Origin of the sequence: Idiomarina solivarensis, from assembly GCF_033052755.1 — a bacterium.
Lineage (GTDB): Bacteria > Pseudomonadota > Gammaproteobacteria > Enterobacterales > Alteromonadaceae > Idiomarina.
Window position 1 is genome coordinate 55,721 of record NZ_JAVFHZ010000005.1, and the last position, 22,373, is coordinate 78,093.

Consider the following 22,373-nt stretch of genomic DNA (forward strand, 5'->3'; position numbering starts at 1 on the left):
CAGCCGCGAAGAGAGAGTTATGGCTAGAAACAAGAAAGAATCCATTGTTTTGGAAACTCCGACGGGCTCTGATCACGTGTTGCTGCACTCTTGTTGTGCACCGTGTTCCGGCGAAGTTATGGAGCGTATGGCGGAAGCCGGCATTAAGTTTACGATTTTCTTTTACAACCCGAATATTCATCCGGAACGAGAGTATCTGCTGCGTAAAGAAGAAAACATCCGCTTTGCTGAAAAGCTGGGTGTGGACTTTATTGACTGCGATTACGACTCAAAAAACTGGTTTGAGCGAGTAAAAGGGTTGGAGTGGGAACCTGAACGCGGTAAACGTTGTACCGAGTGTTTCGATATGCGCTTTGAACGTACGGCGTTGTATGCCCATGAAAACGGCTTCGATACCATTACCAGTTGCCTGGGTATTTCACGCTGGAAGAATATGGAACAGATAAATGACTGCGGCGAGCGCGCAGTTGCGCCTTATCCGGGCTTACATTACTGGACCTTCAACTGGCGTAAAAAAGGTGGCTCTGCCCGCATGGTCGAAATTGCTAAGCGTGAGCGTTTTTATCAGCAGGAATATTGCGGCTGCGTTTACTCGTTGCGAGACACCAACCGCTGGCGTTTGCAAAACGGTCGCGACCGTATTCAAATTGGCGTTGAGTATTACACCCCTGAATAATTCGTCATAAAAAAGCCCCGGGCGCTGGGAAGAAAGGCGTCCGGGGCTGCACGTGAAATATCAATTCAATAAATTTTAGAAGTTATAGCGGAAGTTAGCCATAACGGTACGCTGCTGGCCGTAGAAACAGTCGCCGCGGGCCAGACAAGAGGTTAAAACGGTTTTGTCGGTTAGGTTATCTACATCCAGACTTAGGCTGTAGTTTTCCCACTCGTAGCCAATCATAGCGTCAAAAACCGTATAGCTTGGGGTTTCCAGCGGATCGTTCACAACGGTTCCGTTTTGCTCGACATAGGCGCTGCCATCGGACGTATTACCAACGTAGCGGACGCCCGCGCCAACCTTAAATCCGTTCCAGTTCCCCGGACGATAAGTTGCCCAAACAGACGCTTGCTGGTCAGGTGTAGCTGACAGAGTTGCGCCTTGTTGCAAAGGATTGTTGCTTTCGGTGACGACTGCGTCAGTGTAGGCGTAACTTGCGTACACATCCAGAGACTCCCAGGCTAACTGAGCTTCCAGCTCAATACCTTCAATTTCAACTTCACCCGTTTGGATTTGGCCGTCGGGGTTTACGACTTCCGGGTTGTCTGACTGACCTGAGCCCAGCGGAGTTGCGCGGTTTTCCTCGGTAATTTTGTACGCTGAGGCGGTAAGTAAATGTTCGGTGCCCTTCGGTTGATATTTTACGCCTGCTTCCCACTGTTTCCCTTCAGTAGGAACAAAAGCGTTACCGTAAGCGTCGGTACCCAGTAATGGTGAGAACGACTCACTGTAGCTAATGTAAGGTGAAACACCACCGTCCATTAAATACATAAAGCCCAGACGACCCGTCGTGGCGTACTGATCAGTCGCTGACGATGCTTCCGGGTTGGTGGTTGCCCGGTCACGGCGAAGTGCTGCCGAAATTAACCATTTCTCAGCAATTTTCATATTGTCCTGCATGTACAGGCCAACCTGATAGGTTTTGCTGGAGGGGAGGTCTGTAATGTCCGCTTCAGTTGGCAGACCCGTAGCCTGACCATACACAGGGTTATACAAATCGAGTGTGTTCATTGCACCATAGGCGTAATCGTTATCGGTATAGGCATCCTGAAAATCGAGACCAAAGACCAAATCGTGTTCAATAGCGCCAGTCATTAGTGTGCCGTGCAATTGTAAATCGGTAGTCCATGCTCTGGCATTGGCGCGCGACAGATAGGAAACGCGATTCACCGTGCGGTTGTCGTCGGCAAAGACAGGCGGCCAACCGTACATGGTATTGTAGTCTGCGCTGCTGTCGCTGTAACGGCTTGCCAAACGTACGCGCCAATTGAGGTTTATATCATGCTCAACAATTGCGGTTAACGCGTCTTGCTCAGTATCGTATTTATCGAAGTCTGGCTCCGACACAAAGGTGGCGCTATCAATTTGGCCAAACTCGTTGGGTAGCAAGGTGCCCTGCCAGGGAAAGAATTGCGTACTGGAGCCTGACTCATTGCGCTGGATGTTTCCAATGAGCGTAATTTTAGTATTTTCGTTGGCGTGCCAGGTCAGAGACGGATTTAACACCAGACTGTTATCCGGTACGTAGTTGGTTTGGGTGTCACTATCACGATATAAGCCAACAAAACGACCTTGCAGAGACGCGTCCTCGTTTAACGCACCGGTAATGTCTCCGGCAATCTGTTTCCGTGAATAGTTACCGAGCTGAGCCCAGAACTCACCTTCTGTTTCGGCCTGGGGGCGTTTACTGACAAGGTTAATGATACCGCCCGTTGAGCCTTGCCCATATAAAACTGAGCTGGGACCTTTTAATATTTCGATTTGACCTAGCGAGTAAGGATTAACGCGTACGTTGTTGTAGTAACCAAAAAGAGATTTCAGGCCGTCTAAATACTGGACCGGAGACACAGCTCGGATTTGCGCCCAGTCTCCGCGTGTGTCAACGCCATAGGGTCCGTTGTATAAACCGGCGACATAACCGATAGCGTCCTGCACGGTAACGGCCCCTAAGTCTTCAATGCGAGCTTCAGTAAGAACAGAAACCGACAAGGGTGTTTCAATAATGGGGGTGTCAGATTTTGATCCGGTCGCGCTAACGTAAGAGATAAGTCCGCGAGAACTGACCTTGATGGTCTCCATCATCTCTTCTTTTGATTTTTCTTTTTTTTCTTCTTGTGCGTAACTGCTGGTGCTGGTTAAGGCAGCCAGAATACTAGCCGCCAACAACGCTTTTTGAATCTTCATTGTTCCCCTCGAGTTTTAGGTGGTGTCTAAATTGAGGTGGATCGTAAATGAAAACGATTCGTATTTAAAGTGTTATTTCACCCAATTGTCCGGAAGTTGCCAATTAGCGGTGTGCACATCGCCATTCCAGGTCTGCAACGTCACCCATACACGTTGTTCCGGCTCTAAATTTTGCGGGGCTATGGCATGCACATGTTGCAGCAGTTCACTACCATGCAAAATGCCAACATCGTCTTTCTGTAGTGTTTTTAGCGGTATCGGCTTTTCACCAATATTCACATAACCCTGACGAATGTTGCTGACTTTCCCCTCTTTCACATAAGCGGAAAAGTCTTTTACCCAGTCGTCGTGATGGGCATATGGCGCTTCGTCATTCATGGGCTGTATGGCGACTGTGAAGGGCCCTACTGACTTTTCAGCCCATACTGGAGGAAACTCAGGTGGCTGCAATTGTTCATACAAAAAGTAGAAGGGCAAAATAAGGATTAAGCCACTGAGTTTAAATTTGTTTCGGTTCCAAAACGTATTTTTGCGACGCGCCATTAGTGTGCCCCCTCGCTTTGAAGTTGTTCCTGAGCAGCCGCCCGCTTTTCCTTGGATGCTTTAACCGTACGGGATCCCCAGATCAAGAAGCCAGTAATGGACATGGCGGATAAAATAAGCCCGAAAATGAACCAAATAATTTTAGTCCATATGCCCCCTATAGTGCCGTAATGCAGTGGATCGGCAATATGCTGAATGGTCTGCAGGGCATTCATATTATCCGGTGAAATGGCTCTAGCAATATCACCGTTCCAGGGGTTTATATCCAGACGATAAGAATACTGGTCGTAGAAGACGAAGTCGCCGCCGCCCATAATTTTAAACATGTCGCGGTTATGCTCTGGCATCATGATGTAGCTGGGGCGAATATCAGGAAAGCGCTGCTCGGCAATGAGTAACGCGTCTTCAAAAGATACCGGTGGTTGTGCTTTGCTGCCGGTGGGAATATCGGACGCCTCGACCAGCGGTGCATGCCCTTCAATGTCGATATCCGCATGCCAAAGTACTTGTTGCGTAAAGTACCACAGGCCGGTCAGGCTCATGACAAGAAGGAACCAGATAGACCAGGCTCCGCCGTGCTTGTGCAAGTCGGTTAACAAGGTTTTTTTCCCTTGTTTGGCGCGAACTTTTGGCTGTGTGTAGGCACGCCAGAATTTTTTGTAAATAACCAAGCCGGTAATGAGCGCCCCTAACATGACGAACGACATGGCGGACACTAAGTAATAACCAACGCTGTAACCGTCCTGCCAGGGGAATAGCAACCAGCTGTGCAGCGAACGCATAAAGTTGATAAAGGTAATGCCCTGGTTTACTTCCTGAATTTGGCCGGTGTATTGGTTTACGTAAGCAATGCCAACCGGAATGTTCTCGGTTGAAAACATAACGGCATTAATCAGGTAGGGTTCAAACGTCATGACTGTTGTGACATTGGCGGTCGGGAACTGGCTCTTAACATTAGCAACGAGCTCTGAAATGGGTTTAGCGGCTAAATCGTTGGGGTTTACCGCACGGGCGTTTTCGTTAAATAGCCAAGTCAATTCATGACTGAACACGGCAATAGTACCGGTAATGCAGATAAAGCAGAACAGGATCCATATTGGCAGAGAGCACCAGCCATGTAATTTGAACCATTGTCGTTGCGTCATTTTGACTCCCTCACAAAATTTTCCGAAATGATATTGCAAATACGAACAATTATCAAATACAATGTATCGATAACGATTCGCATTTACGTAATTTGGTCGGGAGACAATTCATGAAGGCATTTGCCAAAAATTTTATAGCAACCGCGGTTGCTTCCGCGTTGCTAAGTACTGCGGCAGTCGCTGCTCAATCCGAAGATTCAACAACGCAATCAAAGGAGAAAGCACAAGCGCAGGAAAAGATTTTTGAACACGTTAAAGTCACCGGAAGCCCGCTGGACCGGGCAACGACAGCCACTGGTCTGCCTTTAACATTGCGCCAGACACCTCAGTCTATTTCCGTTATTGACCGTACCTTTATTGAAAGCTTCTCACTGGAAACGGTTGCCGATGTGATGCGATTTGCGCCGGGCATTCAGGCACAGCAGGCCGAAACTGACCGTTTCTTTTTCCGTGCTCGTGGTCGTGATGTAACCAACTTCCAGTTTGACGGTGTACCCATTGCCTACAATAGCTTTTTTAGTGAAGCATTAGCCGACTCTGTTATTTTTGAACGGATTGAAATTGTGCGTGGCGCAACGGGTCTGCTGACGGGGGCGGGGGAGCCTTCAGCGGCCATCAATTTGATTCGTAAACGCCCCAAAGCAGAGGATGGCGGTTACGTAAGTGCACAAGCGGGTTCATGGAGTAACCGTCGGTTAGAGCTGGATCATTCTCAAACCTTATCGGAAAGCGGTAATGTGAAAGGCCGCGTGGCCATGGCTTATGAAGAAGGTGAAAGCTATGTCGACTTATCCGAAAAAGAGAACGCGCAAATTTATGCGGTCATCACTGCGGATTTAAGTACCCAGACGCGTTTAACTGCTGGGGCGGACTACAGCGAACGGAATCCTCAGGGAAGTATGTGGGGTGCGTTACCGTTGTTTTATGCGGACGGAACCCAGGCGGATGATTTGCCGGTGAGCACGACAACGGCCTCGCCCTGGAACCGCTGGGATCGTCAGAGCACTAACGCATTCGTGCAGTTGGAGCATGCGTTTGATAACGGCTGGGATGTGCAATTGGACGTTGAGCGCCGCGAAGGTGAGATGGATGGCTACCTTTTGTACTTTTCCGGGTTCCCGGATCAGGAAACCGGCTTAGGTTTGAGTTCCTCGCCTAATCACTATGTTGCAGACAGGGAGCAAATGTCATTTCGGTTTTTGGCGTCAGGTCCTTTTGAGCTTTTGGGGCGTGAACATCAATTAACTGCCGGTGCCTTGTATTCAGATCAGGAAGAGTCTGCAGAGTCATTTGGCACTGCAGATACGATTGTTATTCCCAGCTTATTTGAGTGGGGAGATGGGGTGCCGCGTCCAGACTTTAACAATACGCCGGCGTATGGAACCAGCGGTTCTACAACTCAAAAAGGGATTTACGCCGCAGCACAGTTTAGCTTAACGGATGAATTGACGGCTATTCTCGGAAACCGAGTGACGACATACGATGCCAGAGTAGAGTCTCCTTGGGCTCCAAGTGATTACAAAAACTCAGGTGTGAATACCCCGTATCTGGGGGTTGTTTACGATATTACCGATATTATCTCAACCTATGCGAGCTATACGGAAATATTTCAGCCGCAAGACGCGCTTAACGTAAACGGCGAATTAGTAGGTCCGGTTGAAGGCTCTAACGCAGAAGTAGGTGTGAAAGGTGACTTTTTCAATGAGGCACTTTCAGCCAGCTTTGCTGTTTATAAAGTGAAAGAAGATAACCTGGCAATTAACGACCCGAACAATACCGACTTTATTCCCGGAACCAACATACGCCCGTCTATTGGCGTTGATGGCGCTGAAAGTGAAGGTTATGAGCTGGAGCTAAATGGTAAGCCAACAGAAGCACTGAATATCTTTTTCAGTTATACCCACAACGAGTCTGAAGCTCGTGATGGTTCAGATTACGCGCCGTACTTGCCGGAAGATATGATGAAAGCCAGTGTGCTTTACAGCATGACTGGTGCTTTGAAGTTTGGAGTGAATGCCAACTGGCAAAGTGAGGTTTCTAACCCGGGAGCCGGGCCGAATGGTGAAACCTTTAATCAGGACAGCTATGCGGTCGTTAATGCCATGGCGAGTTATGAGCTAAGTAAAAACTGGGACCTGAGCGTTAACGTCAATAATTTGTTCGATGAAAAATACTATTCCAGCATCGACTTTTATAATCAGGGCTTTTTCGGTGCACCGCGTAATTTTGAGGTGAGCGTCAAATACGCGTGGTAACACCAGAAGTGTTCGGTTTTACGAAGGGCAGTGTTGATCCACTGCCCTTTTCTTTTGTACATTGCTAAGCGCCCCGCAACTTGCTATAACTGCGCGCAAATTCTGCAATCTTGTTTTGTCCAATGAGCCAGTCGTCCAATACCGTTGTTATGGTGCGTCCGCATTACTTTGCTTCTAACCCCGAAACTATGGCAGACAATGCCTTTCAGTCGGTTGCGCAACAGGGCGTGAATGTTGCGAAAGCGGCCTATGATGAAGTGACAAAGGCGGCTGAAGTGCTGCAGAGCAAAGGCGTTAAGGTGCACCTTTTTGACGATGAAGGCACTGAAACACCAGATTCGGTTTTTCCGAACAATTGGTTCAGCACACACCGCACGGGTGAATTGGTCCTGTACCCTATGTATTGCAGTAGCCGCCGTAAAGAGCGGCGGACGGATATCATTGAGTTTTTGCGTACGGAATATGGTTACGAGAAAACTCTGGATTTAAGTTCGTTAGAGCAGCGTCATGTGTTTTTGGAAGGGACCGGCTCTGTTGTTTTCGACCATAACCATAAAGTGGCCTATGCTGCGCGTTCCAAACGCATGGATGAAGGAGCTCTGAGCCAACTGTGTGAGCGGCTGGGTTATGAGCCTATTGTGTTTGATGCAACCTCGGGCGACGGCAAACCCGTGTATCACACCAATGTGTTGATGGCTGTTGGCAGTGACTTTGTCATGGCGTCGCTGGATATGATCCGCAACCCTGAACAAAAACAGCGTGTGATACGCTCGGTTGAAGCCTGCGACAAAGCTCTGGTGCCCTTAACAGAGCAGCAAATTAACCACTTTGCAGGGAACACGCTGGAGCTGGATGCTAACGGCCGTAAAATTCTGGCTATTTCTGAGACCGCTTATCGTTCATTAAATACAGATCAGGTTCAGCAACTGAAGCAGTGGGTTGAGCTGTTACCGATAGCGGTTCCTACTATAGAGCTTGGCGGCGGATCAATACGTTGCATGCTAGCGCAGATATTTCCAAAATAATTGTTTGACATGGCATAGAATAAGCGTACAGTGGCGGCGTTGGATAAGAAACAGTTAGTTAAACACTCCTAATACGTCGCTTTATTAAGTAGTAATATCTTCGTCCTGTAGTTTAAGTTTCATTTTTTACCCCGCACGATCATCGCAATCGGGAACGCTCGGAGCGATTACTTATTTTTTTAAAATTTCAGGATATTTATTATGTCTAATTCAGTAAACGGTATTGTTAAGTGGTTTAACGAAGCAAAAGGTTTTGGTTTTATCGAGCAGCAAGGTGGCGCAGACGTATTTGCTCACTTTAGCGCAATTGTTGGCGATGGTTTCAAAACGCTGACCGAAGGTCAAAACGTTTCTTTCTCAATCACTCAGGGTCCTAAAGGTCCTCAGGCTGAGAACATTCAAGCGGCGTGATCCGCGTGAATTGAGCTTTTAATTAAGCCAGAATTATGAGAAGCAGCTTACGGGCTGCTTTTTTTGTGTCTGAATTTTGGCGTAAAACCACGTAGAATAACTCCAGAATCAAATCAAACGGAATGCAATGTGACTCAGCCGTTAACTCATTTTATTTGTCCGTTGGATGGCCATCCTCTTCATTTACACGGACGCAGCTGGCGCTGTGAAAACGGGCACAGTTTTGATGTGGCAAAGCAGGGCTATGTGAATTTGTTGCCGGTGCAGAATAAGCGCTCGAGAGACCCTGGTGACAGCAAAGCCATGGTGCAGGCTCGCCGCGATTATCTGGAACACGGTTATTACCAGCCGCTGGCGCAAGTTTTAACTGATACGGTTTTGGCGCATGGCAATCAGGCGCTGTTAGATGCGGGGTGTGGTGAAGGTTATTACCTGCGGTATTTGATTGAGCAAGCTGAGCAGAGCAACGTGAATTTAAACATTGCGGCACTGGATATTTCAAAGTGGGCAGTGCAGGCCGCGGCAAAGAAAGACAAACGTTTGAGCTGGATGGTGGCATCGAACGTTTCTATTCCGCTAGCTGACAATAGTGTCGATACCATTTTATGCGTGTTCGGCTTCCCGGTCGAAGCTGAGTTTAAGCGGGTTTTGAAACCCGGTGGCCGATTGATTATGGTGGACCCTGCCGGTGACCATCTGCAAGAGTTGAAAGCCATTATTTATTCTGAACTAAAAAGTAAAAATGAGACGTTACCAATCACCTCGTCCGAATTTGAACTGACCTCCGAACAGCAAGTGACTTTCCCGGTATCACTGACATCAAATCAGGCCATAAAAGACCTACTGACCATGACACCGCATCTCTACCGAAGTAGTGCTGAAGGCCGTGAAGAAGCTTCGAAACTTGAATCACTCGACTTAACCGCTGATATTTGGGTACGAGTTTTTAGTTATTAAAATTAGTATTCGATAGTCATAAAGGGCAAGTGACTACGTAAGTTTAAGTTATTTGTTAACGTATAATCGTTCAGATCGTTCTAAGCTTTGTTTCTTTGAAAAGTACGGAAACTAAAGCATGCCAACGATACTAAGGATTGGTGCTTATCGTTTTTTCTTTTATAGTAATGAAAGCGGTGAGCCCCCGCACATTCATGTGCAGCGAGACAATAAACTGGCAAAGTTTTGGCTGAAGCCTGTTTTAATGAGCAGCTCGATAGGTTTCTCATCGTTTGAGTTGAGGCGCATAAACAGAATAGTAGTTCAACACAGAAAAGGGCTTTTGGAGGCTTGGGATGAATACTTTAGAAATTGATCGGCATCCTGTTGCGGTGAATGTTTGCGTCACCGAAGCAACGCTCGAAGTAGAGCTAGCTGACGGGCGTAAAATTTCTGCACCGATTATCTGGTTCCCCCGTTTGCAAGCCGCCTCAGAAGAAGAGCGTAGTGATTGGCAACTATTGGGAAATGGTCAGGGCATCCATTGGCCGAAACTGGATGAAGATATTAGTGTGCGAGGGCTCTTAAGCGGCTAACACATGCAAGCCGTTATTCACTCAACAATAACCACAATACCCGAGGCTGACTGGAACCGGTTATTTAAGAGCGATTACCCGTTTACTCGTTATGATTTCCTGTTGGCACTTGAGCAAGGCGGCAGCCTTGGACCGCAGCGTGGCTGGTTGCCCCAATACGTTGTTGTAAACGACGACAACGGCACCATGATTGCGGCCATGCCGTGGTTTAAGAAAACACACTCCTATGGTGAGTATCTGTTCGACTGGGCCTTTGCCGAAGCTTTTGAGCGCTATGGCTTTCAGTACTACCCGAAATTAATTAACGCGATACCTTTTACTCCTTGTCAGGGGCCCAGGCTGGCTACTGCTGAAGGCGTTAAGCCCGGCGATGTATTAGCGGTGATTGAATCGGCGCTACTACAAGCCCATGATGTCAGTAACCTGCAGAGTTTGTACGTTGAGCCCGATGTCAGTCATGCGTTAACCGACGAGGGTTGGTGGCAGCGCTTTGATCTTCAGTTCCTCTGGCAAAACCGCAATTATGGCAGCTTTGACGACTTTTTAGCGGCACTGGTGTCGCGTAAACGTAAGTCGATTCGTAAAGAGCGGCAGAAGATCTCAGAACACAGTGTGCAAATGCGCACCTTGCATGGACATGAGCTCACAGCCGACTTTTGGCGACAGTTCACGTTGTTTTATCAGCGTACCTATTTAAAACGCTCGGGGCATGGAGGTTATTTAACGCCCGCGACGTTCAAATTATGGGGTGAGCATTTAGCCGATAAAATCGTTGTTTTTGCGGCCTACCGGAATGAAGAAATGCTTGCCGCTTCCTTGTGTTTTAAGGATGAAGACACACTTTACGGGCGTTACTGGGGCTGTCAGGAAGAGCTGGAATTTCTGCATTTTGAAGCCTGTTATTACCAAGGTATTGAGTATTGCATCAATCACGGTCTAGGCTATTTTGATGCGGGTGCTCAGGGTGAGCACAAGTTGCATCGTGGTTTTGAGCCTGTATTGAGAGAAGGGTTTTACCGTTTTAATCCTTCCCCGCTCAATGAGGCTATTGAGCAGTACTGCCGCGATGAGCGCACGGCGCTGAACGAACATCTGAAAACGCTACAAACTTACTTGCCTTATAAAGCCAACGATTAATACAACGGCCACACCAGTAATATCATCACCAGGGCAATAGCAGACACAAGCAAGGAAAGCGGTAAGCCAAGCTTCCAGTAGTCGCTAAAGCTGTAACCGCCCGGACCCATAACCAGAATATTGGACTGATGGCCAATAGGCGTCAGAAAGGGCACCGCTGCACCAATAGCCACTGCCATTAAAAACGGGTCCATGCTGGCGTTAAAACTGTCAGACATACTGATGCCAATCGGCGCCATTAAGACGGCCGCCGCCGCGTTATTGACAATGTTAGACAGCAACATGGTGACGAGTAACAGTAAGCCCACGGCTACAAATTCAGGCGAACCAGCACTGATAGACAATACCGCGTTGGCTATTGTGTCAGCAGCACCACTGCGTTCTAGCGCGGAACCGAGCGGAATGGTTGCCCCCAGCAGTACGATAATGGGCCAGTCGATAGCATCATAAAGTTCGCGCAAGGGGAGAATATTGGTTATTACCATAAGCCCTGCCGCCAGTGAAAACGCGACCGGAACCGAAACGAGACCGAGCGCGGCCGACAGGATGGTGGCAGCAAAAATGCCCAGGGGCAACAGGAGTCGTTTTGATGAGCCAATGCGCAGGCTACGCTGTGCTAACGGAAAGCAACCAAAACGCTGGAATACATCGTTAAGCACTTCGGCATCGCCCTGCAGTAATAAAACATCGCCGGGTTTAAAACGAATATTGGCCAGTGCTGTCCCGAGTTTTTGGCCTTGTCGAGCGACTCCTAACACGTTTATGCCGTAGCGGCTTCGTAACTTTAAGTCGGCTGCAGAGCGGCCAATAAGGCGAGAGTCGTGACCGACAATCCCTTCGATGACGGTAATGTCATCGGATTTCAGAAAACGTTCGTCAATCTGTTCTTCGGCGTTAAGCTCTAGCCCGGTTCCGTCAATAACCTGTTGTATGGTTTCAGCGTTGGCCTCAACAATCAGTACGTCGTCTGGTTTCATTCGTAAATAACGAGCGGGCGCTGACCACCGTTTATCACCCCGTTGCAAGGCGACAATAACAAAGTCTTCTTCGCTGCGGCTCTCCAGCTCATACAGGGTTTCTCCAATAAAGTTGGAGCCCGTGGGTACGTAGAGCTCAGTCAAGTAGCTGCTGACGTCGTAAAGTGACCCTGACTTTGACCTTCCGGATTTTTCCGGCACTAACCAATGACTGAGCAGCCACATAAACAGTAAACCGGCAACGGCGATGCTCAGGCCTACCGGGGTGAAGTTAAAAATGCCAAAGGTTTCGCCCATAGCGTCGCGGCGGATATCGGAAATAATGATATTGGGTGGTGTACCGACCATGGTGATGGTTCCCCCTAGCAACGAACCAAAAGCCATCGGCATAAGTACTTTGGAGGGGTTATTACCACTGCTGCGGGACAGTTGAAGGGCAACCGGTATCATAATTGCCATGGTGCCCGTATTGCTGATGAAAGCAGAGCAGATGGTAGTGACCGAGGTCAGGGCTATCATTTGTAGCCAGTGTTTATCGCCAATGTTTTTCATTGCTGAGGCGAGCGCATCCACCACGCCTGAACGCCACAAAGCGTGGCTTATAATTAATACGGCAGCGACAGTAATAACGGCGGGGTTACCAAAGCCACTGAAGACTTCAGTTGTTGGAACCAGACCCAGAATAGCGGCGGACAGCAACGCCATCATAGCCACCAAGTCATAACGCCATTTATCGATAATAAAAAGCGCCAGCATGACAGCTAAGATAATTCCAATGAGCCATTGATCCAGCATAGTAGGTTTACCATTGACGGTTTAAACAGTGAACATTGCATATGTTGGGATCTGGTGCAATATTTAGATGAGATCCAGCTCAGGAGGCCATAACGATGAAATACATCAGTGTAGCAAGTGCGGCAATTATTAGCCTGGCGGGAATAGCCAGCGCACCCGTTAAAGGTGATCACCATAATGAGGGAAATTTGGCGAACGCAACGATTTATGAATGGGTGGTTCCCTGGGAGGACTCGCGACCAAGAGACCCTTGGGTTCATGATGGTTTAGTCTGGTTTGTGGGCCAGGGAAGTGATTATGCAGCAACATTTGACCCGCAAACAGAAGAGTTCAAACGCTATGATTTAGCGGAAGGGACAGGTCCTCATACGGTGATTGTTGACGACCGCGGCGCGTGGTATACCGGCAATTTAAAGGAACACATTGGTTTAATTGACCCCGGTACGGGCGATATTACGCGTTTCCCGTTACCGGGAACTGGCCCCAAAGATAGCCATACCATGGACTTTACTAAATCCGGTGATATTTGGTTTACCGTTCAAGGCGGTAATCAAATTGGCTTTTTGGAAACGTCCAGTGGTGAAATTATGTTGTGGGAGGTACCGACTGATTCTGCCAGACCTTACGGTATCATTGTGGAAGATGGCGAACCCTGGGCGACGCTGTTCGGTACCAATAAACTGGCAACCATCACAAAGGGCAATCTACGTGAAATAGAGCTGGACCGAGAAGAGAGCCGTCCGCGTCGACTTGGTATGGCGGACGACGGCACCTTATGGTATGTCGATTACAATCAAGGTTATGTTGGCAGTTATGATCCGGTGAGCGGTGAAAACCAGGACTGGCGCGCCCCTGCCGAGATCAATTCACGGCCTTACGGCATGGCCGTTGATAAGCGTAACGATGTCTGGTTTGTGGAAACGGGCGTCCAGCCGAACCGGCTTGTCGGTTTTGATACAGAAACTCATGAGTTTTCAGAGCCGATTGAACTGGAAAGCGGCGGCGGTACCGTTCGTCACATGTTTTATGATGAAACGACCGATTCTATTTGGTTCGGTACCGACGCCAATACTTTGGGAGTGGTTCGTTTAGAGAAACCACCTGCTGTAACAGCCGATTAATTGAGCCTGACGTGAATGTCAGGCTGCATGGCTTATAACGGCAGTACTTCTAACACTGCAACATACGAGCCCTGGCGCTTACTTGCCGGGGCGTCACCGTTGTCATCCTCGTACTCAGCTTCTAACCAATACATGCCCGGCTCTTCTAATGAAAAGGTGACTTCGCCTTTCTCGTTAGTGCTCAGTTTTGTTGGCTGCGACTGGTCACGATAGCGCTCACCATCTTTGACTAAAATCAGGTCAGTGCCGGCGGCAGCTTCGCCGTCGATAGTGAATTTAAAGGTAATGTTCTCACCGGTGTATAAGTCGTTAGGATGAGTGACCGGATCCAGCTCCAGGCCTTTGCCTGTTGGCCCCAGAGTATCGTAAGTTGGTGCGGCTGAGGTAACAAAGGTTTCTACACGATGTGAGCGTTCACTGACCTCAAGGTCTTTGGCGTCTTGAGGGACTTCTTTATAAAAGTCTTCATTGGTTTTTTGCGCACCTCGAGGTGGCCAGTATTGGCGCTCACCCTCATCATCTGTCCAGCGCGCTGACAGGCCAGAGCTTGCTGAATAGATGGTGTAAGTGCCCTCTTGTTCCAGCTCAATATCGAATACTGAGCGATACTTTCCTTTATGACCGTTTTTCATAGTGATGGCAGAGCCATCGGGTGCCATAGCTTCTACGCGGTCAAGTCCAAGGGGATAGTGATCAGGGTAGAAAATGCCGTTTGCGATAGCGGCATCAAAGGTGACCCAGCCAGAGTCGCCCGATACGATGGTTGTGCTTGGCTTTATCCAAACCCGGTGGGCTTCACTGCTGGTGCTGGCGAATAACGTCAGCACCGCCAGGCTCGTCGTCAGTACAGAAGATAATTTCATGGTTAAGGCTCCAGAGTTAGCGACACTCGGCCAAGCTCATGCTCACCGGTGTCTGTTATGGATATTGGGTTTTCAATAGGTAAAGACAATGGCAGCCGCAACATTTCACGGCCACCGAGTTCACGCGCGGCTTCTACATATAAGTAGTATTGGCCAGACTCAAGCTCAGATAATTTGCTTATTAAAGGGGTTAAATCCACACGATTAATGCCCGGGCGGCGAGTTGCCCCTGAGACACCATCAATAGGCATCTCGGCCATACGGCCACTGCGGCGCCACCATTGGCGCATGTCCTTCAGCCATTTCTCGCCTTCGTTATTTTTCAGGTTAACGTCATACCAGACGGCAATATCAGCGACTCTTTGGTGGCGCTTGTTGGCTAACCACACAGCAAGGTAGGGAGGGTGATACTCAGCGACCGACAGGCGTGGAATTTCGATCGTCAATTCATTTTCAGCGGCGTGAGCCGAACCCATAATTGCAAAAAGAGGAATGATGAATCCGGCCAGAACCAACGGCCAGGTCGACTTTCGTCCTTTACTGTATTTTTTCAAAAGTAATAACCCCGTAACAGTGAATAAAATGCTGGCAATGGCAAATACATCAATGAATAAGCTCCACAAAAAGCCGGTATTACGAGCTTTGTGGAGGTCATTGAAATAGGCTATCCAGCCGCGATCGGTGGTTTCGGAATAAAAAGCACCGCTGGCTAAATCGACGCTGAACCAGCTATCCCCGCCAGGTCGGGGCATGGCGACATACAACTCATAATCCGTCCATTGAATTTCGGCATTTGAACTGAGACTGTTTTGCGTCTTATCTTCGTACCAACGGTGAAAAACGGCGGGTAGAGCATCATTCCCTGATGCATTCACCAGCCGGGCCAATTCCGTTTGTGGGAGAGAACCTTCGTGGCTTTCGACGGCGGGGGCGGACTCTATCCAACTGGCGTGGTTAAGGGTAATGCCGGTTATTGAAAATAACAGTATGCCAATAAGGCAAACAGCAGAACTTATCCAGTGCCAATCTTTTAGTGACCATCCTTTGCGTCCACTCGAGCGTCGAGCCATTGCGTTTCGTTCCTTTACAAACAGCAGTGAATGTATCTTATATAAAAACCATTCTCATTTGCAATACTTAATGATAAAAATTCTCATTTAGATTTAAAATCTATGTTATTATGCGCACAAAATCGCCAGTGAGGAGTATTTATGCGAAGTATCATTGCGGAAAAAGTCACTCAGGTCAGGCACTGGAACGACACCCTGTTCAGTTTTCGAACCACCCGTCAGCCGAGTTTTACTTTTGAAAATGGTCAGTTTGTGATGATGGGTTTGCAACTGGAAGAGAAGCCTTTGTTAAGGGCTTACAGTATAGCCAGCGCCAATCACGAAGAAGAACTGGAGTTTTTCAGTATTAAGGTGCCGGATGGCGCTTTAACGTCACGCTTGCAGCATATTCAAGTGGGCGATGAGGTGGTGCTGTCAAATCGGCCTACCGGTACTCTGGTGCCCGGGCATTTGCTGCCAGGTAAAAACCTCTACTTGCTGAGTACGGGAACCGGTCTTGCGCCCTTTATGAGCGTGATTAAAGATCCTGATATTTACGAACAGTACGATAAGGTCGTGCTGGTGCATGGCGTGCGTTGGATTTCTGAACTGGCGTATCAAAAGGAAATTTCCGAACACCTCCCCAATAACGAGTACTTTGGTGACTGGGTACGCGACAAACTGATTTATTATCCGACCGTTACCCGCGAGCCGTTTCGCCATGAAGCTCATCAACAGCGCATTACCGATTTGCTTGAGTCGGGTACCTTAACCAAAACCATTGGTATGCCGGACATAAACCCTGAGCACGACCGCTTTATGTTGTGCGGCAATGACGCTATGCTGAAAGACTTAATGGCCATATTGAATGAGCGTGGCTTCACCAAAGCAACGTCACGAAAGCAAGGTGATTACGTGATTGAGCAAGCCTTTATTGAAAAATAAAGGCTTTGGGAAAGACAAAGCGCTGAAAGAAAGTCAGAAGGTTTATGAAGCGAGAAGAGGCTAAAAAAGCACTGGTTGTTGAAGGTGGCGCAATGCGTGGTATCTTCGCCGCAGGTGTGCTGGACGGTTTTCTTGAGGCCGGGCAAACGGACTTTGATTTTGCAATTGGCGTTTCCGCAGGCTCCACTAACCTCATTGGTTTTCTTGCCGGTGACCATGGGCGTAACCGGCAAATTCTTTTACAGCATGCACGGCAGCCAGAATTTCTTAATTGGCGTCGGTTCTTAAAAGGTGGACACTTTTGTGATGTCAGTTGGCTCTGGCATGCTTCATTTGAACAGGTTCCTCTAAATACTCAATACTACCTTGAACAAAACCGGCCTTTGTATGTCGTGACCACCAATGTGGACACCGGTTTTCCGGTTTACACCCGGGTGACCGCAGACAACTTACACGAGCTATTTCCGGCTTCCTGCGCCATTCCGTTGGCCTACCGTGATTTTCCAACGGTTGACGGAGCCGCCATGACTGATGGTGGCTTGGCAGATTCGATTCCAGTGATTAAGGCGTACGAAATGGGCGCGCGGGATATTACGGTTATTTTGTCTCAGCCACGAGGCTTCCGTAAGAAAATACGACCATTACCGACCTTTATGAAGCGCTTCTTTAAGCATCATCCCGCCTTATTTGATGCCGTTGCTAGACGGTCGGTGGTATACAATGACGCTATAGACTTCATTGAGGATCCCCCCGGTGATTGCGCAATGACGGTACTGGCCCCGCCGGCTGACTTTCCGGTGGGACGTTTTACTCAGGATAAAAAGTTGTTGGAGCAAGGCTATGAAATGGGAAGAAACGCCGCACTGGCAACAACTACTGCGTGATGTTCGGGCTTGTACCTTATGTGAACCTGAGCTTCCGTTAGGTGCACGGCCTGTTGTTCAGTTAAATCCAAAAGCGAGGATTTTGGTTGCGGGCCAGGCGCCGGGTAAACGCGTGCATGCCTCAGGAAAACCCTTTGATGATCCCAGTGGCGACCGGTTGCGGGAATGGATGGGTATTGATAAAGAAACATTTTATGATCCCGAACAACTGGCAATTGTGCCTATGGGGCTGTGTTACCCCGGTACGGGTCATTCTGGTGATCTTCCGCCACGGCCCGAATGCGCTCCAGCGTGGCGTAATAAGCTACTGGAGCAACTGCCCAATTTAGAGCTCACTTTGGCCATTGGCCAATACGCCCAGCAGTGGCATTTGCAGGAACCCAGGCGTAGCCTGACAGAACGGGTGAGAGACTGGCGACATTACTGGCCGCAAATTTTACCGTTGCCCCACCCAAGTCCACGCAATAATATTTGGCTGAAGCGTAATCCTTGGTTTGAAACAGAGGTGGTTCCGCAATTAAAGCAGCGAGTGAAAGAACTGCTTTGACTTTTTAAAAGCGACCCGATAGTTTTGTAAAGCACTCTATAACAACTAATTATAACAACCGAGGTTTTTAATGGAAAATCAAAACACTAACAATGACGTTATCTCGACAGGTAACTGGTTCGTTACCATTTTAATTACCGCTATTCCGCTTATTGGCATCATTATGTTGTTTGTCTGGGGCTTTTCAGACGCAACGAATCCAAATAAGAAAAACTGGGCCAGAGCCGCCCTTATTTGGGTCGCTATTGCTATTGTCATTAATATTTTCATGTTTATTGGTATGCTCGGCATGGCAGGTTCAATGAATGGTGGTTACTGACTGTAACTTATGAACCCAAGAAAATGGCGCAGCTGGCACCGCTGGCTGTCTCTTATTGTCGGTTTACAGCTGGTGATATGGAGTATTAGCGGCGCCTATATGGTGTTTTTTGATCTGAGCTTTATTCATGGTGATCACCTGGTGAAAAAGCTTGAGCAGCCGCTCGAAAAAAACACGACGCTTTCGCCAATCAGCTGGGTTTTGGATGAAAAGCCAGAAGCAACATCAGTGCGTCTTATGCAGCAGTGGGTCGATGGTTCGCTGCGTGCTGTTTACCGTGTCGAAAGTAAAGCGGGTACGCAGTTGTTGTTGGCCGAATCACTGGAGCCAATCACGCTTGATCGAATGGATATTGGTTACATAGCTAGTCAGCACTTCGCCAACAATAAAGACGTAAAAGCGCAGGTCAGTTTTGTGGAAGATAAAGCCCCGGGTGAGCTTAACCCCGCCTTGCTCCCGGTATGGCGGGTTGATTTTAACGACTTCTCCAGCCCGACTTTATATTTCTCTGCTGCGACAGGCGAACTTGTTACTAAAAGGCATGATTTCTGGCGATTATTCGACTTTTTCTGGATGCTTCACATAATGGACTACGAACATCGGATAGACATCCAGACTTGGTGGTTAAAGGCCTTTACCATCGCGAATATATTGTTTTTAGTGAGCGGCGGTGCCTTACTCTATTTCCATTTTCGTCCACGTAAGAAAAGAAGGCGAGCAGCATGAAGTTTATGCGCAAACTGCATCGCTGGTTAAGCTTAATTATTATTATTCAGGTACTTATTTGGTTAATTAGTGGCTTCTATTTCAGTTGGCTTGGGCATCAGAAACTAGCAGCCCATGACTACTTCCAATCTGCCCCTGCAACTCCGGTTGGTTCAGCTTTTTATCCGGAGAATGCATTATTTGAACGTTTCAATGATATTAAAAGCATAGAAATACGTTCAGTAGGCGATACTCCCCAATATGTAGTAATAACGACCGCTGGTACCAGCCATTACGTGAATGCATTAACCGGAGAGGACTGGACAACATCGGCTCCGCTGGCGGCGGAGCTGGCGCGCAAAAGTTACAACGGTCCCGGTCGTGTCAAAGAGGTACAGGCTGTAAAGGGGAGCGACGAGATTATTGGCTGGCAAGATGCGGGTTTTAAAGTCACGTTTTCCGATGATCTCGCGACTCGCGTTTATGTTGATTCAGCGTCGGGCAATGTCGTGGATCACCGAAACAGTCGCTGGTGGCTCAGCGACTGGATGTTTCGTTTACACTTTATGGATTACAGTGGCGAGCGGGATTTTAATAGCTTGCTTAATATTATTGCGGCAACCGTCGCTCTTTGGTTTAGCTTGTCCGGACTCATTTTGTTAGGGCGCAGCCTAAAACGACGGCAGCTGTTTTGAGCTTAAGGCTCTACCACCAGCGCCCTGTTTTCTGGCAGTAGTTTTTGTAAACTTCCCCAAAGGTCTCGGTCAGAATGCGCTCTTCCGGCATAATTTGGAAACGGTTCATGTACGCCACATACAACGCTAAGCCCCACAACGAAAACACGCTACCCAGATAAACGCCCCAAGCCATCAGTAAAAAGAAAAAGCCTAGATACATAGGGTTTCGTGTTCGTTGGTAGATACCGTTGGTGACAAGTTCCGTACTTTTCCCCGGGTCTCGAGGGTCCACTGTGGTTTGTGCCCGGCTAAAGCTCAGAATGCCGAGCAAAGGTAAGAGTACCCCTAATGCCAGTAGGAAAATGGCAGCAGCGCGCTGACCAACATAAAATTGATTAAAGGCTTCAGTGTAGTGGGCAGTTAGCCACATGAGTCCGGCAACAACTGCAACAACCACTACGGGCGGTACTTTGAGTTCAAGTGATTTCATGGCAAAGTGGCTTCCTTTTCGGCAAAGGTACGAAAAATGATGACCGATACATCTGAGATTATTGAGCAAACTCGGCATTGGGTGCAACAGTTGATAGTGAAGTATAACATTTGCCCTTTTGCACGACGCGAAGTTGAGCGCAAGAGTATTCGTTATGTAGCGGCTGAGGAGCAAAAGCCTCAGGCGGTACTGCAACAGTTAATAGATGAAGCGAAACACCTGGATACAACACCTGAAACCGAAACAACTCTGCTTATTTTGCCGTCTGGGTTCGAAGGTTTTTACGACTTTCTGAATTTGGTTGATATTGCCGACGCTTTACTCATTGAGGAAGGCTATGAAGGGGTTTATCAGTTGGCACACTTTCACCCTGACTACTGTTTTGATGGTGAGCCGCAGGATGACCCGGCGAACTATACCAACCGAGCACCTTATCCAACGTTGCATCTATTGCGCGAGGCCAGTATTGAAGAGGCGTTGCAAAATTATGACCATCCTGAATTGATTCCGGAACGAAATATAGAGTTTGCCCGTCGTAAGGGGGTTGAGTTCTTTAAGGGAATCTTGACCGTTTAATCTGTGAGTTTTTGCTACACTATTTATTATAGTGTTAAAACGAACTGTTCGTACTGATTACCTATAAAGCGAAGAGGCGCAATGTCAGCAGACCACATTACCCATAAAGTTATTGCACAGCTACCGACTATGGTGGCCTATGTCGACCAGAGCCGGTGTTTTCGTTTCGTTAACACGGCCTACGCGTCGTTTTTCGGCCTAAAACCTGACGACATGCTGGGTAAGCCGGTACTTGACGTCCTAAGTGATGAATCCTACCAGCGAGTTAAACCGAACCATGACCATGTGTTTTCTCATGGTGAGAAAATGGAGTTTTCGGAATCGATTACTTTTCGCAATGGACGTAAATGTTTTTTGGATATTCGCTACCTTCCCGAGTTTGACGATAAAAACGATGTCATTGGTCTGTACGCCCTTATTGAAGATGTCACAGATTATTATGCATCGGTTGATCTGATGCGCACCATTCATGAGGTCATTCATAAACGCGGAAGACGTATTGATCCGGCATCAATTAATGAGCTGCTTAAAGTGGGCGTGGACTATTTAGGGACTGATATTGGTACTGCTAGTTCGATTAAGGGTGGTACCTATACGATTGAATGGGCGCAAACGGCAAAAATGGACTTTCCGGCCGGCACGCAATTACCATTGGAAACCACGTATTGTTCCGTCGTGCTTGAGGCAAATGACTTAATTTACACTAATGATGCTTCAACCGATTCACGTTTTAAAGAACACGCAAGCTACCGGACCTATGGTCTGGAAACTTATATTGGTACACCGCTTATTATTAATGACCAGGTGTGGGGCATTTTAGGTTTTGCACGCAAGAGCAAGCGGGCTGACCCTTTTAGTGAGCTTGAAGTAGAGATGGTGCGTATGATGGGCACCGCGGTGGAAACGGTGATTGCCGAACAAGAAATTCGTTCCGATTTAATTCGCCAGCGAGATGATATGGCCGTGATTGCCTACACCGACTCATTGACGGGGTTGAAGAACCGGTCAGCAGGCATGCAAATTCTCGAGCAAAGTCTTGAGCGGCAAAGTGGCCGCCAGAAATGCGTTGTCTCGGTCATTGACTTCGACCACTTTAAAAACATTAATGACACCTACGGGCACGATGTTGGAGACAAAGTGCTTATTGCTGGTGCTGCAGCAATGTCCGATGCGATCCGAAGTAGCGATAGTGTTGTTCGGGTAGGGGGCGAAGAGTTTATGGTGGTGTTAGCTTATACCGACCATGAAAGTGCTGCTCAAGTATTGGAAAGAGTTAGAAAGACGGTAGAAGACACGGTTGTGACGCTTGATTCTGGTGAAACCATTAACCCTACGGTGAGTATCGGGGCATCTGAGAGTCGAGCGGACGACGATGTTTCCAGCATTTACCGACGAGCTGATCAGGCGCTGTATAAGGCTAAGCGGGCTGGTCGTAACTGCGTTATATGGGAGGATGGCAGTGACTCTTAAATTTA

General features: G+C 48.1%; 24 protein-coding genes. 17 read left to right on the forward strand and 7 right to left on the reverse strand.

Annotation, left to right across the window (positions count from 1 at the left end; all coding sequences use genetic code 11):
- The first annotated feature begins 19 nt into the window (after nucleotides 1–19).
- Nucleotides 20–676: an epoxyqueuosine reductase QueH gene (locus RBK99_RS09345; protein ID WP_317504337.1), complete on the forward strand. Its 657-nt coding sequence runs from the start codon at nucleotides 20–22 to the stop codon at nucleotides 674–676.
- Between the two features lie 75 nt (nucleotides 677–751).
- On the opposite strand, the gene RBK99_RS09350 is transcribed toward RBK99_RS09345, so the two are convergent.
- From RBK99_RS09350 to RBK99_RS09360, 3 genes are all read right to left on the reverse strand, one after another.
- A complete protein-coding gene (locus RBK99_RS09350) occupies nucleotides 752–2,902 on the reverse strand; it encodes a TonB-dependent siderophore receptor (RefSeq protein WP_317504338.1) in 2,151 nt (716 codons plus the stop codon).
- 72 nt (nucleotides 2,903–2,974) lie between these two features.
- The gene (locus RBK99_RS09355; RefSeq protein WP_317504339.1) at nucleotides 2,975–3,445 is read right to left on the reverse strand and encodes a hypothetical protein; all 471 of its coding nucleotides are present in this window, start codon (nucleotides 3,443–3,445) and stop codon (nucleotides 2,975–2,977) included.
- Complete coding sequence (locus tag RBK99_RS09360; protein WP_317504340.1) at nucleotides 3,445–4,590, reverse strand: PepSY-associated TM helix domain-containing protein; 1,146 nt, start codon at nucleotides 4,588–4,590, stop codon at nucleotides 3,445–3,447. The genes RBK99_RS09355 and RBK99_RS09360 overlap by 1 nt, the downstream gene beginning before the upstream one ends.
- 110 nt (nucleotides 4,591–4,700) lie before the next feature.
- Between RBK99_RS09360 and RBK99_RS09365 the strand changes: the two genes are divergently transcribed.
- From RBK99_RS09365 to RBK99_RS09395, 7 genes are all read left to right on the forward strand, one after another.
- Complete coding sequence (locus RBK99_RS09365; protein WP_317504341.1) at nucleotides 4,701–6,845, forward strand: TonB-dependent siderophore receptor; 2,145 nt, start codon at nucleotides 4,701–4,703, stop codon at nucleotides 6,843–6,845.
- 122 nt (nucleotides 6,846–6,967) lie between these two features.
- Nucleotides 6,968–7,870 (forward strand): citrulline utilization hydrolase CtlX, encoded by a 903-nt coding sequence (gene ctlX / locus RBK99_RS09370; RefSeq protein WP_317504342.1) that lies wholly within the window; start codon nucleotides 6,968–6,970, stop codon nucleotides 7,868–7,870.
- Between the two features lie 201 nt (nucleotides 7,871–8,071).
- On the forward strand, nucleotides 8,072–8,281 hold the full coding sequence (locus RBK99_RS09375) for a cold-shock protein (protein ID WP_248264387.1): 210 nt from the start codon (nucleotides 8,072–8,074) through the stop codon (nucleotides 8,279–8,281).
- Nucleotides 8,282–8,410: 129 nt separating this feature from the next.
- Nucleotides 8,411–9,238, forward strand: a complete 828-nt coding sequence (locus RBK99_RS09380; protein WP_317504343.1) for a putative RNA methyltransferase — start codon at nucleotides 8,411–8,413, stop codon at nucleotides 9,236–9,238.
- A 118-nt stretch (nucleotides 9,239–9,356) separates the two neighbouring features.
- Nucleotides 9,357–9,593, forward strand: coding sequence for a DUF4160 domain-containing protein (locus RBK99_RS09385; protein WP_317504344.1), 237 nt, complete (start codon nucleotides 9,357–9,359; stop codon nucleotides 9,591–9,593).
- The gene (locus RBK99_RS09390; protein WP_317504345.1) at nucleotides 9,574–9,813 is read left to right on the forward strand and encodes a DUF2442 domain-containing protein; all 240 of its coding nucleotides are present in this window, start codon (nucleotides 9,574–9,576) and stop codon (nucleotides 9,811–9,813) included. Before RBK99_RS09385 ends, RBK99_RS09390 begins: the two co-directional genes overlap by 20 nt.
- A 3-nt stretch (nucleotides 9,814–9,816) precedes the next feature.
- The gene (locus tag RBK99_RS09395; protein WP_317504346.1) at nucleotides 9,817–10,950 is read left to right on the forward strand and encodes a GNAT family N-acetyltransferase; all 1,134 of its coding nucleotides are present in this window, start codon (nucleotides 9,817–9,819) and stop codon (nucleotides 10,948–10,950) included.
- On the opposite strand, the gene RBK99_RS09400 is transcribed toward RBK99_RS09395, so the two are convergent.
- Nucleotides 10,947–12,722 (reverse strand): SLC13 family permease, encoded by a 1,776-nt coding sequence (locus RBK99_RS09400; RefSeq protein ID WP_317504347.1) that lies wholly within the window; start codon nucleotides 12,720–12,722, stop codon nucleotides 10,947–10,949. The two genes, RBK99_RS09395 and RBK99_RS09400, sit on opposite strands and share 4 nt — an antisense overlap.
- Before the next feature lie 95 nt (nucleotides 12,723–12,817).
- Here RBK99_RS09400 and RBK99_RS09405 point away from each other — a divergent pair, with 95 nt between their 5' ends.
- Nucleotides 12,818–13,843, forward strand: coding sequence for a Vgb family protein (locus RBK99_RS09405; RefSeq protein ID WP_317504348.1), 1,026 nt, complete (start codon nucleotides 12,818–12,820; stop codon nucleotides 13,841–13,843).
- Nucleotides 13,844–13,875: 32 nt separating this feature from the next.
- On the opposite strand, the gene RBK99_RS09410 is transcribed toward RBK99_RS09405, so the two are convergent.
- Both RBK99_RS09410 and RBK99_RS09415 read right to left on the reverse strand, forming a co-directional pair.
- Nucleotides 13,876–14,706, reverse strand: a complete 831-nt coding sequence (locus tag RBK99_RS09410; protein WP_317504349.1) for a DUF4198 domain-containing protein — start codon at nucleotides 14,704–14,706, stop codon at nucleotides 13,876–13,878.
- A gap of 2 nt (nucleotides 14,707–14,708) precedes the next feature.
- Entirely contained in the window at nucleotides 14,709–15,776 is a 1,068-nt protein-coding gene (locus RBK99_RS09415) for a PepSY-associated TM helix domain-containing protein (RefSeq protein ID WP_317504350.1), read from the reverse strand.
- A gap of 141 nt (nucleotides 15,777–15,917) precedes the next feature.
- Here RBK99_RS09415 and RBK99_RS09420 point away from each other — a divergent pair, with 141 nt between their 5' ends.
- The 6 genes from RBK99_RS09420 to RBK99_RS09445 all read left to right on the forward strand — a co-directional run bounded on the left by RBK99_RS09420 (nucleotide 15,918) and on the right by RBK99_RS09445 (nucleotide 19,850).
- On the forward strand, nucleotides 15,918–16,700 hold the full coding sequence (locus RBK99_RS09420) for a ferredoxin--NADP reductase (protein ID WP_317504351.1): 783 nt from the start codon (nucleotides 15,918–15,920) through the stop codon (nucleotides 16,698–16,700).
- 44 nt (nucleotides 16,701–16,744) lie between these two features.
- A complete protein-coding gene (locus tag RBK99_RS09425; protein ID WP_317504352.1) occupies nucleotides 16,745–17,584 on the forward strand; it encodes a patatin-like phospholipase family protein in 840 nt (279 codons plus the stop codon).
- Nucleotides 17,541–18,131 (forward strand): uracil-DNA glycosylase family protein, encoded by a 591-nt coding sequence (locus tag RBK99_RS09430; protein WP_317504353.1) that lies wholly within the window; start codon nucleotides 17,541–17,543, stop codon nucleotides 18,129–18,131. Before RBK99_RS09425 ends, RBK99_RS09430 begins: the two co-directional genes overlap by 44 nt.
- 70 nt (nucleotides 18,132–18,201) lie before the next feature.
- Nucleotides 18,202–18,450, forward strand: a complete 249-nt coding sequence (locus RBK99_RS09435; RefSeq protein WP_317504354.1) for a hypothetical protein — start codon at nucleotides 18,202–18,204, stop codon at nucleotides 18,448–18,450.
- A gap of 9 nt (nucleotides 18,451–18,459) precedes the next feature.
- Nucleotides 18,460–19,176 carry a PepSY domain-containing protein gene (locus RBK99_RS09440; protein ID WP_317504355.1) on the forward strand — a complete coding sequence of 239 codons (717 nt, stop codon included), beginning with the start codon at nucleotides 18,460–18,462 and terminating at the stop codon, nucleotides 19,174–19,176.
- Nucleotides 19,173–19,850 (forward strand): PepSY domain-containing protein, encoded by a 678-nt coding sequence (locus RBK99_RS09445; protein ID WP_317504356.1) that lies wholly within the window; start codon nucleotides 19,173–19,175, stop codon nucleotides 19,848–19,850. The genes RBK99_RS09440 and RBK99_RS09445 overlap by 4 nt, the downstream gene beginning before the upstream one ends.
- A gap of 10 nt (nucleotides 19,851–19,860) precedes the next feature.
- Here RBK99_RS09445 and RBK99_RS09450 read toward each other — a convergent pair whose 3' ends face one another.
- Nucleotides 19,861–20,322 (reverse strand): methyltransferase family protein, encoded by a 462-nt coding sequence (locus tag RBK99_RS09450; protein WP_317504357.1) that lies wholly within the window; start codon nucleotides 20,320–20,322, stop codon nucleotides 19,861–19,863.
- A gap of 36 nt (nucleotides 20,323–20,358) precedes the next feature.
- Between RBK99_RS09450 and RBK99_RS09455 the strand changes: the two genes are divergently transcribed.
- Nucleotides 20,359–20,898 (forward strand): DUF1415 domain-containing protein, encoded by a 540-nt coding sequence (locus RBK99_RS09455; protein WP_317504358.1) that lies wholly within the window; start codon nucleotides 20,359–20,361, stop codon nucleotides 20,896–20,898.
- A gap of 81 nt (nucleotides 20,899–20,979) precedes the next feature.
- A complete protein-coding gene (locus RBK99_RS09460) occupies nucleotides 20,980–22,368 on the forward strand; it encodes a sensor domain-containing diguanylate cyclase (RefSeq protein ID WP_317504359.1) in 1,389 nt (462 codons plus the stop codon).
- The last annotated feature ends 5 nt before the right edge of the window (nucleotides 22,369–22,373 follow it).

Bases quoted from the DNA above. Each gene is read 5' to 3' on its own strand.
- RBK99_RS09345 (WP_317504337.1), top strand. From the start codon at position 20: ATGGCTAGAAACAAGAAAGAATCCATTGTTTTGGAAACTCCGACGGGC.
- RBK99_RS09350 (WP_317504338.1), bottom strand. From the start codon at position 2,902: ATGAAGATTCAAAAAGCGTTGTTGGCGGCTAGTATTCTGGCTGCCTTA.
- RBK99_RS09355 (WP_317504339.1), bottom strand. From the start codon at position 3,445: ATGGCGCGTCGCAAAAATACGTTTTGGAACCGAAACAAATTTAAACTC.
- RBK99_RS09360 (WP_317504340.1), bottom strand. From the start codon at position 4,590: ATGACGCAACGACAATGGTTCAAATTACATGGCTGGTGCTCTCTGCCA.
- RBK99_RS09365 (WP_317504341.1), top strand. From the start codon at position 4,701: ATGAAGGCATTTGCCAAAAATTTTATAGCAACCGCGGTTGCTTCCGCG.
- ctlX (WP_317504342.1), top strand. From the start codon at position 6,968: ATGAGCCAGTCGTCCAATACCGTTGTTATGGTGCGTCCGCATTACTTT.
- RBK99_RS09375 (WP_248264387.1), top strand. From the start codon at position 8,072: ATGTCTAATTCAGTAAACGGTATTGTTAAGTGGTTTAACGAAGCAAAA.
- RBK99_RS09385 (WP_317504344.1), top strand. From the start codon at position 9,357: ATGCCAACGATACTAAGGATTGGTGCTTATCGTTTTTTCTTTTATAGT.
- RBK99_RS09390 (WP_317504345.1), top strand. From the start codon at position 9,574: ATGAATACTTTAGAAATTGATCGGCATCCTGTTGCGGTGAATGTTTGC.
- RBK99_RS09395 (WP_317504346.1), top strand. From the start codon at position 9,817: ATGCAAGCCGTTATTCACTCAACAATAACCACAATACCCGAGGCTGAC.
- RBK99_RS09400 (WP_317504347.1), bottom strand. From the start codon at position 12,722: ATGCTGGATCAATGGCTCATTGGAATTATCTTAGCTGTCATGCTGGCG.
- RBK99_RS09405 (WP_317504348.1), top strand. From the start codon at position 12,818: ATGAAATACATCAGTGTAGCAAGTGCGGCAATTATTAGCCTGGCGGGA.
- RBK99_RS09410 (WP_317504349.1), bottom strand. From the start codon at position 14,706: ATGAAATTATCTTCTGTACTGACGACGAGCCTGGCGGTGCTGACGTTA.
- RBK99_RS09415 (WP_317504350.1), bottom strand. From the start codon at position 15,776: ATGGCTCGACGCTCGAGTGGACGCAAAGGATGGTCACTAAAAGATTGG.
- RBK99_RS09420 (WP_317504351.1), top strand. From the start codon at position 15,918: ATGCGAAGTATCATTGCGGAAAAAGTCACTCAGGTCAGGCACTGGAAC.
- RBK99_RS09425 (WP_317504352.1), top strand. From the start codon at position 16,745: ATGAAGCGAGAAGAGGCTAAAAAAGCACTGGTTGTTGAAGGTGGCGCA.
- RBK99_RS09430 (WP_317504353.1), top strand. From the start codon at position 17,541: ATGAAATGGGAAGAAACGCCGCACTGGCAACAACTACTGCGTGATGTT.
- RBK99_RS09435 (WP_317504354.1), top strand. From the start codon at position 18,202: ATGGAAAATCAAAACACTAACAATGACGTTATCTCGACAGGTAACTGG.
- RBK99_RS09440 (WP_317504355.1), top strand. From the start codon at position 18,460: ATGAACCCAAGAAAATGGCGCAGCTGGCACCGCTGGCTGTCTCTTATT.
- RBK99_RS09445 (WP_317504356.1), top strand. From the start codon at position 19,173: ATGAAGTTTATGCGCAAACTGCATCGCTGGTTAAGCTTAATTATTATT.
- RBK99_RS09450 (WP_317504357.1), bottom strand. From the start codon at position 20,322: ATGAAATCACTTGAACTCAAAGTACCGCCCGTAGTGGTTGTTGCAGTT.
- RBK99_RS09455 (WP_317504358.1), top strand. From the start codon at position 20,359: ATGATGACCGATACATCTGAGATTATTGAGCAAACTCGGCATTGGGTG.
- RBK99_RS09460 (WP_317504359.1), top strand. From the start codon at position 20,980: ATGTCAGCAGACCACATTACCCATAAAGTTATTGCACAGCTACCGACT.